The organism is Sphingomonas sp. BL-S-05 (assembly GCF_055521695.1).
On record NZ_CM145499.1, the window covers coordinates 2758580 to 2773925 of the forward strand.

The 15346-nt window shown below is 64.4% G+C and carries 14 protein-coding genes and 1 riboswitch; of the genes, 6 read left to right on the forward strand and 8 right to left on the reverse strand.

The window, feature by feature from the left end:
• Nucleotides 1–16: 16 nt before the first annotated feature.
• A complete protein-coding gene (locus ACZ1JS_RS12900; RefSeq protein WP_465166403.1) occupies nucleotides 17–1168 on the reverse strand; it encodes a TDT family transporter in 1152 nt (383 codons plus the stop codon).
• Nucleotides 1165–2037: a LysR substrate-binding domain-containing protein gene (locus tag ACZ1JS_RS12905; RefSeq protein ID WP_465166404.1), complete on the reverse strand. Its 873-nt coding sequence runs from the start codon at nucleotides 2035–2037 to the stop codon at nucleotides 1165–1167. The genes ACZ1JS_RS12900 and ACZ1JS_RS12905 overlap by 4 nt, the downstream gene beginning before the upstream one ends.
• Before the next feature lie 146 nt (nucleotides 2038–2183).
• Here ACZ1JS_RS12905 and ACZ1JS_RS12910 point away from each other — a divergent pair, with 146 nt between their 5' ends.
• Genes ACZ1JS_RS12910 through ACZ1JS_RS12920 form a run of 3 tightly spaced genes read left to right on the forward strand, consistent with a single transcriptional unit; the run spans nucleotide 2184 to nucleotide 3759 of the window.
• Entirely contained in the window at nucleotides 2184–3023 is an 840-nt protein-coding gene (locus ACZ1JS_RS12910; RefSeq protein ID WP_465166405.1) for a molybdopterin-dependent oxidoreductase, read from the forward strand.
• Nucleotides 2960–3250, forward strand: a complete 291-nt coding sequence (locus ACZ1JS_RS12915; RefSeq protein WP_465166406.1) for a hypothetical protein — start codon at nucleotides 2960–2962, stop codon at nucleotides 3248–3250. Before ACZ1JS_RS12910 ends, ACZ1JS_RS12915 begins: the two co-directional genes overlap by 64 nt.
• Nucleotides 3247–3759 (forward strand): MgtC/SapB family protein, encoded by a 513-nt coding sequence (locus ACZ1JS_RS12920; RefSeq protein WP_465166407.1) that lies wholly within the window; start codon nucleotides 3247–3249, stop codon nucleotides 3757–3759. Before ACZ1JS_RS12915 ends, ACZ1JS_RS12920 begins: the two co-directional genes overlap by 4 nt.
• Nucleotides 3760–3810: 51 nt before the next feature.
• Here the strand turns inward: ACZ1JS_RS12920 and ACZ1JS_RS12925 are convergent, their stop codons facing one another.
• From ACZ1JS_RS12925 to ACZ1JS_RS12940, 4 genes are read right to left on the reverse strand one after another with little or no spacing between them, the layout of a single operon-like run.
• A complete protein-coding gene (locus ACZ1JS_RS12925) occupies nucleotides 3811–4581 on the reverse strand; it encodes an anti-sigma factor family protein (protein WP_465166408.1) in 771 nt (256 codons plus the stop codon).
• Nucleotides 4578–5087 carry an RNA polymerase sigma factor gene (locus ACZ1JS_RS12930; RefSeq protein WP_007406239.1) on the reverse strand — a complete coding sequence of 170 codons (510 nt, stop codon included), beginning with the start codon at nucleotides 5085–5087 and terminating at the stop codon, nucleotides 4578–4580. The genes ACZ1JS_RS12925 and ACZ1JS_RS12930 overlap by 4 nt, the downstream gene beginning before the upstream one ends.
• 1 nt (nucleotide 5088) lies before the next feature.
• On the reverse strand, nucleotides 5089–6528 hold the full coding sequence (locus tag ACZ1JS_RS12935; RefSeq protein ID WP_007406255.1) for a YncE family protein: 1440 nt from the start codon (nucleotides 6526–6528) through the stop codon (nucleotides 5089–5091).
• A gap of 1 nt (nucleotide 6529) precedes the next feature.
• Nucleotides 6530–6895 (reverse strand): DUF305 domain-containing protein, encoded by a 366-nt coding sequence (locus tag ACZ1JS_RS12940; RefSeq protein ID WP_465166409.1) that lies wholly within the window; start codon nucleotides 6893–6895, stop codon nucleotides 6530–6532.
• 163 nt (nucleotides 6896–7058) lie between these two features.
• A riboswitch (Fluoride riboswitch) is annotated at nucleotides 7059–7135 on the forward strand.
• Nucleotides 7136–7158: 23 nt separating this feature from the next.
• Here ACZ1JS_RS12940 and ACZ1JS_RS12945 point away from each other — a divergent pair.
• Both ACZ1JS_RS12945 and ACZ1JS_RS12950 read left to right on the forward strand, forming a co-directional pair.
• Nucleotides 7159–8517, forward strand: a complete 1359-nt coding sequence (locus ACZ1JS_RS12945) for a voltage-gated chloride channel family protein (protein WP_063690142.1) — start codon at nucleotides 7159–7161, stop codon at nucleotides 8515–8517.
• A gap of 26 nt (nucleotides 8518–8543) precedes the next feature.
• Nucleotides 8544–8879, forward strand: coding sequence for a DUF190 domain-containing protein (locus ACZ1JS_RS12950; RefSeq protein ID WP_063690145.1), 336 nt, complete (start codon nucleotides 8544–8546; stop codon nucleotides 8877–8879).
• A gap of 243 nt (nucleotides 8880–9122) precedes the next feature.
• On the opposite strand, the gene ACZ1JS_RS12955 is transcribed toward ACZ1JS_RS12950, so the two are convergent.
• Nucleotides 9123–11096: a hybrid sensor histidine kinase/response regulator gene (locus tag ACZ1JS_RS12955; RefSeq protein ID WP_465166410.1), complete on the reverse strand. Its 1974-nt coding sequence runs from the start codon at nucleotides 11094–11096 to the stop codon at nucleotides 9123–9125.
• Nucleotides 11093–12616 (reverse strand): ATPase domain-containing protein, encoded by a 1524-nt coding sequence (locus ACZ1JS_RS12960; protein WP_465166411.1) that lies wholly within the window; start codon nucleotides 12614–12616, stop codon nucleotides 11093–11095. Before ACZ1JS_RS12960 ends, ACZ1JS_RS12955 begins: the two co-directional genes overlap by 4 nt.
• Nucleotides 12617–12995: 379 nt before the next feature.
• Here ACZ1JS_RS12960 and ACZ1JS_RS12965 point away from each other — a divergent pair, with 379 nt between their 5' ends.
• Nucleotides 12996–15341: a PAS domain-containing sensor histidine kinase gene (locus ACZ1JS_RS12965; protein WP_465166412.1), complete on the forward strand. Its 2346-nt coding sequence runs from the start codon at nucleotides 12996–12998 to the stop codon at nucleotides 15339–15341.
• Nucleotides 15342–15346: the final 5 nt, after the last annotated feature.

A 15346-nucleotide genomic window follows, 5' to 3' on the forward strand; every position in this document is an offset into this window, starting at 1 on the left:
CGACCATCATGGCGGATCAGTTCGGGGTGGCGATGCAGGGCGAGACGAACAGGTTGCCCCGCCATGCACCGGCTAGCGTCTTGGCACCGACCAGCAGCCACATCGCCGCGAGCGCAACCGTCAGCACCGTGCCGACGATACCGAAAAACATAAGGTTCAGCGTCGTGCCGAGGCGGAAGGTGGCGACGGTGTAGACGCCGAGCGGGAAGGTGTAGCCCCACCAGCCGAGGTTGAACGGCACGCCCGCGCGCCAGTAGCGGATGGTGATAAGCGTCGCGAGCGCCAGCCACCACAGGCCGAAACCCCACAGGCAGAGCCCGGCGACAACGCCGATCCCCTGCGCGACGGTGCCGACGCCGGCTAGCCCGTGCGCGGTGAGGATCGCCGGCGCATCCGCGCCGAGCACCAGCATGCCCAGAGCACCCGTGCCGATTGGCCCCAGCGCCAGCCAGGAAGATGCCGCCATGCTTTCATGCGGCAACTTGTGGAGTGCCATGCGCAGGATGAGGATGGCGAGGATGCCAAACGCGATCGGCACCGAATAGGCCCACAGCACATAGGAGGTCGCGAGCGTCACTATCTGCGCGTGGGGATCGGTTAGATGCGGCGCGAGCAGCCCGCCGCTGGCGCCCGCCACTTCGGCAGCGACGACCGGCAGCAGCCATACGGCGGTCATGCCGTCCAGGCTGTGCTCGTGGCGGGTAAACATCAGGTAGGGGATCAACACGCCGCAGGCGAGCGACATGGCGACGTCGATCCACCACAGGACGTGTGTGACCGGCACGATGCCGTCTCCGAACCGCGTGATGCCGAAGGCGAGACAGCCGTTGATGATTGTCGCCAGACCCATCGGGATGGTCCCGATGAACATCGACACGGTGTTGTGCCCGAAGATGCGCCGTGCCTCGTGCCCGAACATCGCCCAGCGCGCGCCATAGAGCCCGGTAAACAGCGCGAAGAGCGCGATGTTGAAGAACCACAACACCTCGCCGACTGGCTTCAGCGAGGGTCCAATGCCGGGTACTTGCGGCAGCGCGAGGGCAAGGATGCCCGTGCCCATCGTCGCGGCGAACCAGTTGGGGGTGAACTGGCGGATCATCTCGCGGGGGTGATCGAGCCGGCTGAGCGGCTTGAGGCCGCTGAGAACGGAGTGCGTGTCGGCAGTCATGCGACCTGCTCCTTGATAAGATCCGTCAGCGCGTCGGCCGCGCGGGTGCGATAGCGTTCCTTGTGGCGCAGCGCGTGAAAGGCGCGGTCGGGCAGCCCGAGCGGCAGCTCGACCAGATCGCCGGCCTTGAGCGCGCGCGCGACGACCAATCGCGACAAGACGGCAACGCCGGCACCGGCCTCGACCGCGGTGCGCACCGCCTCGTTGGACGGCAGCGTCATCGCTACCGTCAGCTGGGCCGGATCAAACCCGCGCGTTCGCAGCACGTCCTCGAAGGTCGAGCGCGTACCCGATCCCTGCTCACGGACGATCCAGCGTGCAGTGCGCAGCCAGTCCTCGTCGATACGTTCGGCTTCCTCGCGGCCGACCAGCACCATCGGGTCACGCCCGACCTTCCAGTGGGCAAGCGCCGGTTCGTCCACCTCGCCCTCGACAAAGCCGAGTTCCGCCGCGCCGCTCAGCACCTGCGCTGCCGCGCCCTCGGTGTTGTCGATCGCCAGCTCGACCGCAATCTGCGGGTGGCGTTCGTGGAAGGCGGTGAGCTTTGCCGGCAACCAATAGCTGGCGATCGTTTGGCTGGCGACGATCCGCAACGAACCACGCGCAAGCCCGGCATAGTCCGCCAGCATCGTCTCGGCATGCGCTGCCCGCCCCAGCACCGCGCGCGCTTCCTCCAGAAAGCCGCGGCCCGCCTCGGTCAGCTGGATGCCACGCCCGACGCGGTGGAACAGCGGAACGCCGTAGCGCGCTTCGAGGGCCGCAACCGCGCCGGAGGCAGCAGACTGCGTGACGTTCAGCGCCTCCGCTGCCTTGGTGACGTGTTCGCGCTCCGCGACACCGACGAATATTCTGAGCTGCTCCAAAGTCATGCAGCATATATCGCGTACTTAGATCGATACGACCAACCGTTTGATATGGTCATTCCAATCTGGATATCGGAATGATCGGCAGCCTTTCGTCTGCGATGGTCTCGAAGACTTGAAGCGTTACGCGTGCCCGCGACGTTTGATCGTCCATGACCGATATGATCGAGCGCAGTTCTGATCCCTACAATGCCGAGCCGACGCCCGGTGCGTTGATCGAGCGGTTTCTGACGCCGCAGGCGCTGTTCTACGTGCGCAGCCACGGGCCGGTGCCGGATCTGCCCGCCAATCATCGGATCGAGGTGAGCGGGAGGGGCATGGCGAGCCGCTTCTTCTCGGTGCAGGAACTGAAGAGCACGTTTGCCACGCGCACGGTAACGGCGGTTCTCCAGTGCGCCGGCAACCGGCGTACCGATCTCCAGCAGGTCGCCAACACCTCCGGCGATCCGTGGGACGTAGGCGCGATCGGCAATGCGGAGTGGACCGGCGTACGCTTGGCCGATGTGCTCGATGCGGTCGGCGCGCCGGATGCGTCCGAGCTGTTCGTGGCGTTCACCGGCGCGGACGAGGTGGACGTGGAGGGTGAAGAAGCCTTGTTCGGGGTATCGATCGCCATGAGCAAGGCGCGGGAGCCCGACGTACTCCTCGCCTGGGCGATGAATGGCGAGCCGCTGACGCCCGAACATGGCGCCCCGCTCCGCATGGTGGTGCCTGGCTATGCCGGGGTCCGCAGCGCCAAATGGCTGACACGGATCGAGGTGCGTGAAACGCCCTCCGAGGCACCGATCCAGGCGCATGACTACAAGCTCTTCCCCGCCGCTGTGACGAGCGACACCGTCGACTGGAGCCAGGGTCTGACGATCAATGCTATGCCGCTCAACGCCGCGATCTGCTCGCCCGGTGCGGGCGAGAGCTGGCCGCCGGAGAGGTGCGGATTGAGGGATATGCCATTGCCTATGACCGCCGTATTTCTCGGATCGAAGTGTCGGTGAACGGCGGTCGCGACTGGCAACAGGCGACCTTCGCCGATGATCCGGAGACGCGCTGGGGCTGGCGGCGCTGGATCCTTGACGCCACACTTGCCAAGGGACGCCAGCACCTTGTCGCCCGTGCCTTCGACGAGACCGGGCAGGGACAGCCCGAGCGGCCGGATACGATGTGGAATTTCGCCGGCTATCTGTGCACCGCCTGGCATCACGTTCACGTGCTGGTCGAATGATCGAAGCATCAGCGGCACCGGACGTCGCTTTCTGGATCGATGCGATTGGCCGGCTGGTGGTGGCGACCTCGGCCGGGATGGTGCTCGGCTGGGAACGCTCGCGTGAGAACCGGCAGATCATGGGCCTGCGGACGCTGGGTCTGGTCGGTCTGGCGAGTTGCATCGCCGTTCAGGCGATCGTGCATAGTGGCTTGCCGAACGTGAACGCCGATGCCGCAGGACGGGCGATGCAGGGCATTCTGTCCGGCGTCGGCTTCATCGGTGCCGGTGCGGTGCTGCGGGTCGGCCAGGGTCAGGAAGTGCATGGATTGGCGACCGCCGCGTGCATCTGGGTGACAGCCACGATCGGCGCGGCAGCAGGGTTGGCGGTGTGGCCGCTCATCATCGGCGGGGTGAGCCTTGCAATGCTCGTCCTGTTCGTCGGCGCGCCGCTGGAACGCCGCATCCGCGAGCGAGCCCGTCTGACGCCGGCCGAGACCGACAGGAAGGATGTCGAGCGCAAGCCGTGATCGCGCTGGACCGCCCGGTGCCCGTCGGCGCCGGGAGGCGGCAAGGCGCTATCAGGACACAAGCGCGGCATCTGCCTGACGCCGGACTTCATCGGCGATCGGATGCAGTTCGGCCGCGGGTCGCTCGCCCACCACACTATAGCCGATCCCGTCGACCGCCCATGTGACCCGGCCCATGGTCCCGCTGGACGTGCTGGTCATGCTCGCGGTCTTGTCGATCTGCATGGGCCTCGTCAGCACCGCAAGTTTCGACGCTTGCGGTCCGTCGTAGAGGAGCAGTGCCGCAGGGCCGTGGGGCGTCGCGACCAGTCGCCCCCCGCCATAGCGATAGCCGGCCGTGCTGAGGTCCGGGATCGTGACGCGCTCACCCAATCGAGCGGAGGTCCATCGGATCAGCATGGCGCGCTGGTCGGGGCCGATCTCCGCCGGTCGTATCCGGTCGGCGGCATAGACACGGAAATTATCACTCGCCTCGTTGGCCAGCGCCGCGATGCCCGCGCGGGGTTCGCCGCTCCACCGCGCGCTCGACCAGCCACCGCCAAACCCCAATGCCAGCAGAAGTGACGCGGCGATGGCGAGCTGCCAACGCGGTTGCCGTTGCCGTCCCCTGATCGCTGCCACGCGCATCGTCGCCGGGATCGGTTCATCCGCGACGGGGGCGAACAGGGATGCAAGGGCTCGCGCCTGCTCCGCCTGCTCTCGCACACGGGCATGCACGTCCGGCTGGCCTCCAAGATAGGCGTCGACCAGGCGCTGCCGCTCGGGCGACAGCCTGCCATCGATCCATGCGGCCAGATCGTCCTCGCCGATCGGGCTGGTCATTGCACGCTCCTCAATCGCGGCCGTTCACCCTCCCGGAGGAGGGTCGCCAGACGGTCGCGCCCCCGCGATATGCGCGACATTACCGTGCCCAGCGGCACGCCGACTACGGCAGCGACCTCCGCATAGGGCAGGCCCTCGACCGAGACCAGGAGCAGCACCGTTCGCTGTTCTTCAGGCAACGCATCAAGCGCGCGCAGCAGGTCGCGGTGGTGCAGGCCTGTGTCCTGATCGGCCGGGCGGCCGAGCGCGGCGTCGTCCACGAGGTGGAGCGGAACCGCCGTACCTCGCCGGCTATGCTGCCGCTGATGATCGACCAACAAATTGTGCAGGATCGCATAGACCCACGGGCGGACCTCCGCACCCCGTCGCTGTCGCCAGCGCCCGACCGCGCGCTCCAGGCAATCCTGCACCACGTCATCCGCCATCACCCGGTCGCGCAACCACGACCGGGCATAGCGGCGCAGCCCGGGGATCAGCGGTTCGATCGCGGCGGCAAGCGGGTCCATCTCAGTCGCGCTGCACCTGCACGATGCGCCCCGGCGCGCCGTTCACCACCTCCGCAACCGCCAGAAAGCGCCGGGGTGTCGCGGTGCTGCCCTGAACGATCTGGCGGATCGGACCCGATGCGTTGACGATCGCCGCACCTGCCGGGTTGCTCATGAAGTTCGCAAGCGGCTCTACAGCGCCGCTGCCGTCCGCATTGGCGGTCAGTACGAGCATGTAAGGCTTCTTGGGCTGCAAACCGGTAACGGCACTCTGCACGACCTGAATGATGCCCTGGTCGAAGAGGGTGATGCTGCTTGCCGTACCTTTGCCGCCAATCGGCCCCATGGTCAGATGCAGCGCCTTGCCCGCTGTGCCGAGCGGCTGGAGATTGTCGGTGCCGGGGCCTGTCGGAACTGCGTTCGACACATAGGCGATCGCCTGCGGTGCCTGTCCGACCGGCACGGTAGCGACGACCGTGTTGCCGGCAGTGTCGATCGCGGCCAGCTCATCGGAATTCTCTAGCCCGACATAAACGCGCCGGCCGTCGCCCGATGGCCAAACACCGTGCGGCATCTTGCCGACCGGAATTGTTGCCACCGGCGTGAAGTCGGACGTGCGGAACACCTTGACCACATTCTCTCCGCCGACCGTCACATACGCGAACTGCCCCTTGGCCGTGCGGGCGAAATTGACATGGTTCGTGATAGGCCCGGTATCCAGCACCTTCAGGATCGCGAAGGGTGGCCGAGCATCGAATGCGACCGTCTTGCCGATGTCCTTCAGCGTAAACCACACTTGCTTGCCGTCCGGCGTCGCGGCGATGTTGGGGCAGAAGGGGCTTGGCTGCGCCACCTGTCCGACCTGCGCGTGGGTCGCGACATCGAACACAGCCAATACCGGATTGAACGAAGAGCAGACATAGCCGTACCGGCCATCGGGAGAGAAGATCGTCATGCCCGGACCACCGGGCGTCTTGATGCGCCCCGTCTCCTTGTACGTCGTGGGGTCGAGCACGGCGATATAATCCTCGCCGCGGACCGTGACCCACACCTCCTTGCCGTCCGGCGTGAAGAACGCCTCGTGCGGACTGCGCCCGACATAGGTCGTGTGCTTGACGGTGTTGGTGGCGGTGTCGATCCACGACACGGCGTTCGATCCGATCGACACGACCGCCAAGGTCTTCCCGTCCGGCGAGAAGCCCAGGCCGTGAACCAGCACCTGTCCCTTGTAGAGCGGGGAGAAGTTCATCGGCTGGGGATCGCCGAGTTTGATGACGCCGAGCAGCCGGTTGTCGGCCGGGTCGGTCACCGACACCGTGTTGGAGAATTGTTCAGACGCATAGACGCGGTCGCGGTGGCTGACGGGCATGTCCTTAGCGTTCCACGGCGCCTGCTGGGCCATGGCGAGGCCCGGTGCGGCGCTCATCAGCAAGGCGGCCGAGCGCAGGATGGTCCGGATCATGTCAGTGCTCCATAGGGCTATGGTGGTCGCCGCCCTGCGTCGGGGCTGGCGTCGAAGGCGGTAGCGGCTGGCCGATCGCCAGCTTCATGGCGGCGATCTCCTGCTGCTGATCGATGATGATTTCCTGCGCGATGCGCTTGAGCTGCTCGTTATGGCCGTAGCGCAGCTCCGCCACCGCCATATCGATGGCACCCTGATGATGCGGAAGCATCATCGCCACGAAGTCGCGGTCGACGTCACCGGACGGCTTGACCATCATGCCCGCCATCATCCGGTCCATCGCGGCAGACACCATGCTGGCGTAGCCATCGGCAGGGGCGGCCGCGGCTGCGCCGGTGAGCAGGGCTAAAGCAGTCAGACCCAGCATCCAGTTTCGTCTATGCATAAGCCTCCGGCGCATCGGTCTCGAAAGCGTAGACGATGCTCGTCGGGGTTTATTCCATGGGCGAGCCAATTATTTATCTTCACCAAAACAACGGTCTCATCGTGACCCTGCCGTGGTTGACCAGGTCGCCGTCGGACAGCATATGCTCGGGCACGGCGATGGATTTCCGCCGGGCCATTCGGCCGAACCGCCCTCGCAAGGGCCGATGATTCCTACCAGGCGCCGCAAGGCAGCAAGGAGGAATCGTGCACGCGACGTTTCGCAATCTCTACGACCAGTTCAACATGGCAGCGTTCATTCGCGAGCGCCGCACCCATGCCATGTCGGTGCTGCGGTGGACTTTGATTCTGGTCCCGATGGCCGCAGCGGTGGGAACGCTCTGCGCGGCCTTCTTGTGGAGCCTCGATGCCGTAACCCGGCTTCGCTATGCCTTTCCCTGGCTGCTCTACCTGCTGCCGATCGGCGGGTTCTTGGTCGGACTGCTCTACCATCTGACAGGGCGTTCGGTCGAAGGCGGCAACAACCTCATCGTCGAGCAAATCCACGAACCGGGGGGCGGTGTGCCGCTGCGCATGGCCCCGCTCATCCTCTTCGGCACGGTCGTGACGCACCTGTTCGGGGGATCGGCGGGGCGTGAAGGCACCGCCGTGCAATTGGGCGGCAGTCTTTCCAGCGGGTTTGGGCGCGCCCTCAAGCTGGATGCGGAAGCGACACGCACCCTCCTTATGACCGGAATCGCGGCGGGCTTCGGCGCGGTCTTCGGGACGCCGATCGCGGGCGCGGTCTTTGCACTGGAGGTTCTGGCGATCGGCCGGGTCGAGTATCGCGCGCTAGTACCGTGCCTAGTCGCGGCACTGGTGGGTGACTGGACCTGTCTTGCCTGGGGCATTCATCACGGCGCCTACCATGTCGATGCGATGGTGCCGGTCGACGCGTTGCTCGTCGCCAAAGCCGGCGTCGCGGGCGTTGTATTCGGATTGGTCGGGCTGGCCTTTGCAGAGGCCAACCATGCGCTCGGCGGATGGCTGAAGCGCGTGATACCCTATGGCCCACTACGACCCGCTATCGGTGGTGTCGCCGTGATCGCGCTGGTCTGGCTATTTGGCACGCGAGACTATCTCGGCCTGGGCACGCTGGCGGCAACGCCGGGCGACCTGACCATTGCCAGCTTTTTCGGCCCCGATACGCACCCGTGGAGCTGGGCGCTGAAGCTGCTCTTTACCGTCGTTACCCTGAGCGCTGGCTTCAAGGGCGGAGAGGTGACGCCGCTGTTCTTCATTGGCGCGGCGCTCGGCAATGCGCTCGCGCCCATGTTCGGAGTGCCGACAGGGGTTTTCGCGGCGATCGGTTTCGTCGCGCTGTTCGCGGGCGCGGCCAACACGCCGCTGGCTTGCACGTTCATGGGGATCGAGCTGTTCGGCGCGGCCTATGCGGTGCCGATCGCAGTCGCGTGCTTCGTCGCCTATCTCTGCTCAGGCCACAACGGCATCTACCTGTCGCAGCGCGTCGCCGTGCTTAAGGTGCCTGCCGCACACCTCACACCCGACGCCACCCTGCGCGATGCCCGCACGCGCCGCGCTTCTCGCCGGCGCGCGCGCGCCTGATCCCGCTTCCTGTCGAAAGCTCTACCATGCCCGACCTTTTCACCGTTCAGCACCGCGAAGTCGGGATGCTGCGCATCTATCTGAAGCCGTCCGACAAGATCGGCCCGCGTCGCTTCTGGGGGGCAAAGCCGCTCTATCGCGAGCTGATTCGCACCGCGAAGGCGGACGGCATCATCAACGCCGTCGCGCAAAATACCCATTACGGCTTCAGCAATCACGAACCGATCCGGGAGAACGGCTCGGAAATTGCCGATCCGCATCTGACGATCTGTGTTGAACTGGTCGGTGATCGCGATCAGCTCGACCTTTTCTGTCGCCGTCATGGCGATCTGCTCGGCGACAAGGTGATCGTCTACAACTAACTGGAGCATTGGACGATCACGCGCCAAACTGAGCGAGCCAGAGCTTGATCGGCGTTCCCGGTTGGGAAACGACCAACGACATGGCCAAGGCTTCCCCGCAAGGATGGTGAAGCGGGAATGCCGAACGCTTCCCGAAACCCATCGCTATTGCGAAATCGAGAAAGCGAAGCCCTCAAGCCTAGGTGTTACAACCGTTCGGTTGTGGCGTTGTTCAAGCGTTTCTATGAAACGGGCGGCAAGCATCTATACGGCCCTCAGCCGCGTCCCCTCGAATATCTGTTGCAGCACCTCGTTCATGTTACGAGCCAGATCAGATTGTCGGAATGGTTTTGCGAGGATCGGAATGCCGGGCGGCACATCCTCTCCCTTCGCGGCATAGCCGGTTATAAGCAGTACAGGCGCACGGAATCCGCTTTGCCGGAGCTCCTGGATCATTTGCGCGCCGTTCATGCCAGGCATCAGATAATCCGTGACGATGCCGTCAATCTCGATCCCACCCTTGATCGCCGCCATGGCTTGCGAAGCCGAACTCGCCTCGGTCACAATGTACCCGATATCGCGAAGCATTTCGGCAGTCGCCGTTCGCACGATCTCCTCATCATCGACGAGCAGTATCCTGGCAGCATGACAGGCGTGAGCAGGTTCGGCGGAACCGCCATCGGCTGCGATGACGGCTTCGTCCGTCACCGGCAACCAGAAGGCGATCGAAGTTCCCTTCCCCGGCTCGCTTTCGATTCGTAGCGTGCCGCCCGATTGGGCAGCTAAACCATGGATCATCGACAGGCCGAGGCCCGTCCCTTTGCCGACGCCCTTGGTCGAGAAGAAGGGCTCGGTCGCGCGCGCCAGCGTCGCCTTGTCCATGCCGATGCCCGTGTCGGCTGCGGTGATCCGCACATAGTTGCCCTCATCAAGGCTGAGCAGATTGCGATCGCCCGCAACAACGCTCGTTGCCGTGATCGTCAGCTTGCCACCGCCCGGCATGGCGTCGCGGGCATTGATCGCCAGGTTCAGCAGCGCGAGTTCAAGCTGGTTCGGATCGACGCGGACGGGGGGAAGGTGCCGAGGCAACTCGAATGCGATCGAGATCGACGGGCCGAGCGATCGCTTGAGCAGATCGGACATGCCCTCGATTAACGCCCCGGCATCGATCGCCTGCGGTTTGAGCGCCTGCCGGCGAGCAAAGGCCAATAGCCGCTGCGTTAACGTGGCGGCACGCTCCGCCGCCTGCATAGCGTTCCCGATGAGCCGCTGCGCCTTCTCGTCCTCCCTGCTGCGTCGTCGAAGGAGATCGAGACTGCCAACGATCGGCGTGAGCAGGTTGTTGAAGTCGTGTGCCACACCGCCTGTAAGCTGCCCGATTGCATCCATCTTATGCGATTGGGCAAGCTGCGCGTCCGCCTCCTTGCGGTCGGTGATATCCGATACGACACCGGTCATACGGACAGGCGTACCGTCAGGCGCGTAACGCATCCTCCCCTTGGCTGCGATCCAGCGTCGGGCGCCATCCTCGGCGCAGATGCTGCATTCGAAATCGATGCTACCTGTCGATGGTGCGGCATCGAATTGTGCCGCGACCATCGCCCGCTGATCGGGATCGACGTGGCGGAGGAAGATGGCCACGTTCCACTCCGGCGCCGGCTCCTCGTACCCGAAGATGCGATCGTGACGCAAAGTTCGCGTGGCGATGCCGGTAGCCAGATCGATGTCCCAGCTACCCATGTCGGCGGCATCCAGCGCGAACTCCAGACTGTCACGCGCCAGTGCCAGCTGCGCAGTCCGATCCTGAACGGCTGCTTCCATTGCGACCGCAAAGTCGCGGATCTGATACTGACGCAGGCGAGCCTTGAGCGCTGATCGCACGGCGCCCAGCATCGCCTCGGCATGCAGCGGACGCTCGAGCAACACGGTGTTGCCGAGTGTTTGCAGCCGTTGAAGTGCCCGTTCGCTACGCGGCGCGCGATGACCGTTAGCGAGCACGATGAAGGGAAGGTCCGACCAGGCGGGCTGCTCGGCGATCCATTCTCCCAGCCTGTCGGCGTCGAGAGCGGAAAGAACTTCCTCCGTCAGCATGACCGCGCCGGCACCGATACCGATCGCCTCAAGCAATGCCGTTATGTCCCGGCAGACCAGGACCGCGATGTCGTTCTGACCGAAGAGCCTGGCCGCGACCTCTGCGTCGCGACCGCGTGGGGCAAGGATAAGAAGCCGGTTCTTCACAGGCTGTCAGTCGGCTCCGTCGCTGTGCCCGTATCCTGCTGCATCAGCTTCGATCCCTCGCCCGAGAACGTCGGGACGCCCGTCAGAACATTGCGGAAGTCGCGTAGCGTCTCACCGACCGACAATCCGTGCCCTGTAATCTGGAACTCCCGGATGGTCCGTTCGTGCCGCGCAGTGCGCGTCTTGATAACGGAAATCGCCTGTCTTACCTCACCATGTGCCTCAAAATAGCGCAATTGCACGACCGTGTCGGCAAGATAGCTGAGGTCCACATCCGCTCTGATGTCTCCGGTGACGCCGTGCAGGCCGAGGATAAGGATGGTGATCACGCCCTTCTGACCGAGATAGCTCAGCAGCTCGTGCATTTGCAGCACGAGATGCTGCTCGTTCGGCATCGATTGCAGGTAAGCGTTTATGCTGTCGATCACGACGATCTTTGCGCCGGACTTCTCGACCGCATCACGCACGGCCCCGGCAAATTCGCCGGGAGACAGTTCGGCAGGGTCGATGCCCCGGATGTCGAGCACTCCTTCCTCGACATAAGGCTCCAGGTCCATGCCGAGTGATTTTGATCGTTTGAGCAGCGTCGGCAGCCGTTCGTCGAAGAGGAAATACGCCGCCTTGTTGCAGCGCTTCAAACCGGCGACCATCATCTGGACGGTCGCGGTGGTTTTTCCCACTCCCGCCGGCCCCGCCAGCAGCGTCGCCGTGCCAGGTACGATCCCGCCGCCCAGCAGCGTGTCGAGCTGATCCGATCCCGTCGAGACGGGTTCGTCATCGTAGCTGTTGCCGTGTTCAGCCGCGACGAGGCGCGGATAGACGCACAGGCCTCCCCGCTCGATTTCAAAGTCATGATACCCGCCGCGGAAGCGGATGCCACGCATCTTGACGACATGGAGGCGTCGGCGCTGGGCGCCGAAACCAGAGAGCGTCTGTTCCAGCATCATGACACCGTGGGCGATGCTTTGGAGCTGGAGATCGCTGCCGCTGGCGCTCTTGTCGTCGAGCAGCAGCACCGTGCACTGCCGGGACGCGAAGAAGTGCTTCAGCGCCAGTATCTGTCGGCGATAGCGGACGGGCGTCTGGGCGAGGAGACGCAGTTCGGAAAGGCTGTCGATGACGACACGGGAAGGCTTGATCGCATCGACCTTCGCCATGATGTCTCGCACGGTTTCGCCAAGTTCGACCTCGCTCGGGTGGAGAAGCGTTTGCTCCTGGTCCTCGCCGAGGCCATCTGCCGGCACCATCTCGACGACATCGATGTCGCCAAGAGACCAACCATGACTCTCGGCGACGGCGTGGAGCTCAACCTGCGTCTCCGCCAGCGTGACGTAGAGACCGGCTTCGCCGGCACGAGCACCGTCCAGCAAAAAGCCCAGGCCAAGTGTTGTCTTGCCGGTCCCGGGCGTACCCTCGACGAGGTAGATGCGCTCACGGGTCAGGCCGCCGACGAGGATGTCGTCCAGGCCATCGACCCCGGTTGAGGCGACCACACGCCGGTCAGATCTACTTTCAGCCATGCGATATTCCCCTCATTGTCTTCTCTTCTAGAGGGATATGGGTAGCCGAACCAGTAATCATCGAAAGCGTTCGTCATCCGGCGTGGGCGTGCGTAGCGGTGTCAAAACCGTTCAGGCTGTTGAAAAATGCGCCGCTGGTGGCCGGTACGGTTGGGGCCGGAATGACACCCCAAGATGTCTCGCATGGGATGGTGAAACGGGGCTCTGCCGAAGAGCGGCGCTGGATACCGACGATACCGAGACCGTACCACTAAGGTGCTTGCAGAAGTGCCTAGGCACATCGCGAAATATTCCAATTTTCTATTGGGACCGCTACGGATGCTGATCCTGCCGGGGAGCGGGTTCGTTCAACGCTTGGGTCGAGGAAGCGACGGCAGGAATGGTGAGCAACGTTGAGGGCATCGCCGGGGGCGACGTGCATGACGCACCGCGCATGTCCGACATGCTGTCGGCGTTCGACTGGAGCACGACTCCTCTTGGCTTACGCAGCGATTGGCCTGCTTCGTTGCGCACGGCGGTCGACATCATGATGGCATCGGGTCACGCCATGTGTCTGGCTTGGGGACCGGAGCGCACGTTCCTCTACAACGACGCCTATATCCCGATTCTTGGCAAGCGGCATCCGTTTGCCTTCGGCGTGACGTTCGCCGAGGCGTGGCCCGACGTGTGGGACGAGATCAAACCGCTTGTCGACAAGACCTTCGCCGGCGAAACCTCGACATTCCGTGACATGCCGCTGCTGATGACGCGCAACGGCTACCCGGAAGATACATGGTGGAGCTTTTCATATTCGCCGGTTCGCGGCGAGGATGGTGAGGTAGCCGGCCTGCTCAACGTAACGCTGGAGACAACCGATCGCGTCAAGGCCGAGCGCGACCGCGATGCCGCAACTAGCGCGCTACAGCGCAGCGAGGCCAAGTGGCGCCAGCTGTTCAAGACGCTGGAGGAAGGTTTCGTCCTCGGCAAGGTCATGCGCGACGACACAGGCCAGATCATCGACTGGCGCTATGAAGAGGTGAACGACGCCTGGTACGATCTGGTGGGAATCGAACGCGGATGTGCGGTCGGCAGGACGATCCGCGAGGTTTTCCCCGGCATTGAGGACGAATGGGTGCTGGAGTTCGCCCGCGTCGTCGAGACGGGTCGGGCGATCCGCTTCACCCGTCAGGTCGGCGACCTCCAGCGCTGGTATGACGGTGTCTGCCAGCCTGCCGGGGCCGATCACTTCACCCTCCTGTTTCTTGAAGTCACCGATCGCGTCAATGCCGATCGACGTCGTGAAGCGCTGGCCGAACTCGGGCGGATGCTGACCGCGATCAATGATCCCGAAGATGTGGTGCGGGCGGCAACCGCCCTGATCGGCCGCACGCTCGGTGTGGGGCGGGTCGGCTTCGGCACGGTCGGGGAAGATGGCGAAACGTTCGTCGTCCCAAACGACTGGACGACGCAGGACTATCCGACGCTCGCCGGCACCTACCGCATGGACGATTATGGCGGCTATGCGCAGGACCTGCGCGAAGGTCGAACGGTGGTCATCCCAGATATCCGCCTCGATCCGCGCACCTCGGGCGATACCGCACCGCTGGAATCCGTGGCGGTGCGCAGTCTCGTCAACCGCCCTGTCCGGGAGAAGGGGCGGACCGTTGCCATACTCTACGTCAACGACGGTGCGCCGCGCGATTGGACACCCGAGGAGATCCAGTTCATCGCCGATGCCGGCAACAGAACGTGGATCGCGCTTGAACGGCGCCGGGCCGAGAAGGAGGCCAGGGAAACCGCCGCGTTCCTGAGCAGCGTGCTTGCCGCCTCGACGGACTGCATCAAGGTGGTCGAGCTGGACGGCAGCCTGTCCTTCATGACCGATGGCGGCATGAAGGTCATGGAGATCGGCGATTTCAACACGGTGCGTGACTGCCCGTGGCCGGAGTTCCTGAAGGAGAGCGGTCCCGCCTACGCTCGCGAAGCGATCGAAGCAGCGAAGCGCGGCGAGACGTCCCACTTCGAAGCGCCCGCCGATACCTATGCCGGCAATCCCAGGCACTGGTCGGTATCGGTCTCGCCGATCCTCGGCCCGGACGGGGAAACCGCCCGCATCCTGTCGGTGTCCCGCGATCACACCGAACTCCAGAAGGCCCGTGAGCAGCAGCATCTGCTCAACGGCGAGCTGGCGCATCGCATCAAGAACACCATGAGCGTGGTGCAGGCCATCGCTCATCAAACCCTTTCCAAAGCGGAGGATCAGGACGCCGTTGCCGCATTCGGCAAGCGCCTCGGCGCGCTCGCTGCGGCGAACGATGTGCTGACCCGTGACAATTGGTCGAGCGCCCTCTTGGGCGAAGTCGCCCGCAAGGCGCTGGAGACGTTCGGTGAGGATCGCTTCACGCTGACCGGTCCCGACGTGACGATCGGACCGCGCGCGACGCTGGCACTCACACTCATGCTGCATGAACTGGCGACGAACGCCGCCAAATACGGCGCGCTGACAGCACCGGAAGGCAAAGTCGCCGTGACCTGGGCGACACGGCGTGACGGCGACAAGGACGCACTCGACCTACGTTGGGTGGAAAGGGGCGGTCCGCCTGCCGTGGAGCCGACGCGAAAAGGTTTCGGCTCACGCATCATCCGCATGGGACTAACCGGCTCGGGAGGCGTTCAGTTAAGCTACGAGGCGGAAGGTTTGTCGGTGCAGGCCACGGCACCGCTTTACCAGATACAGGAAGCGTAAGGCGT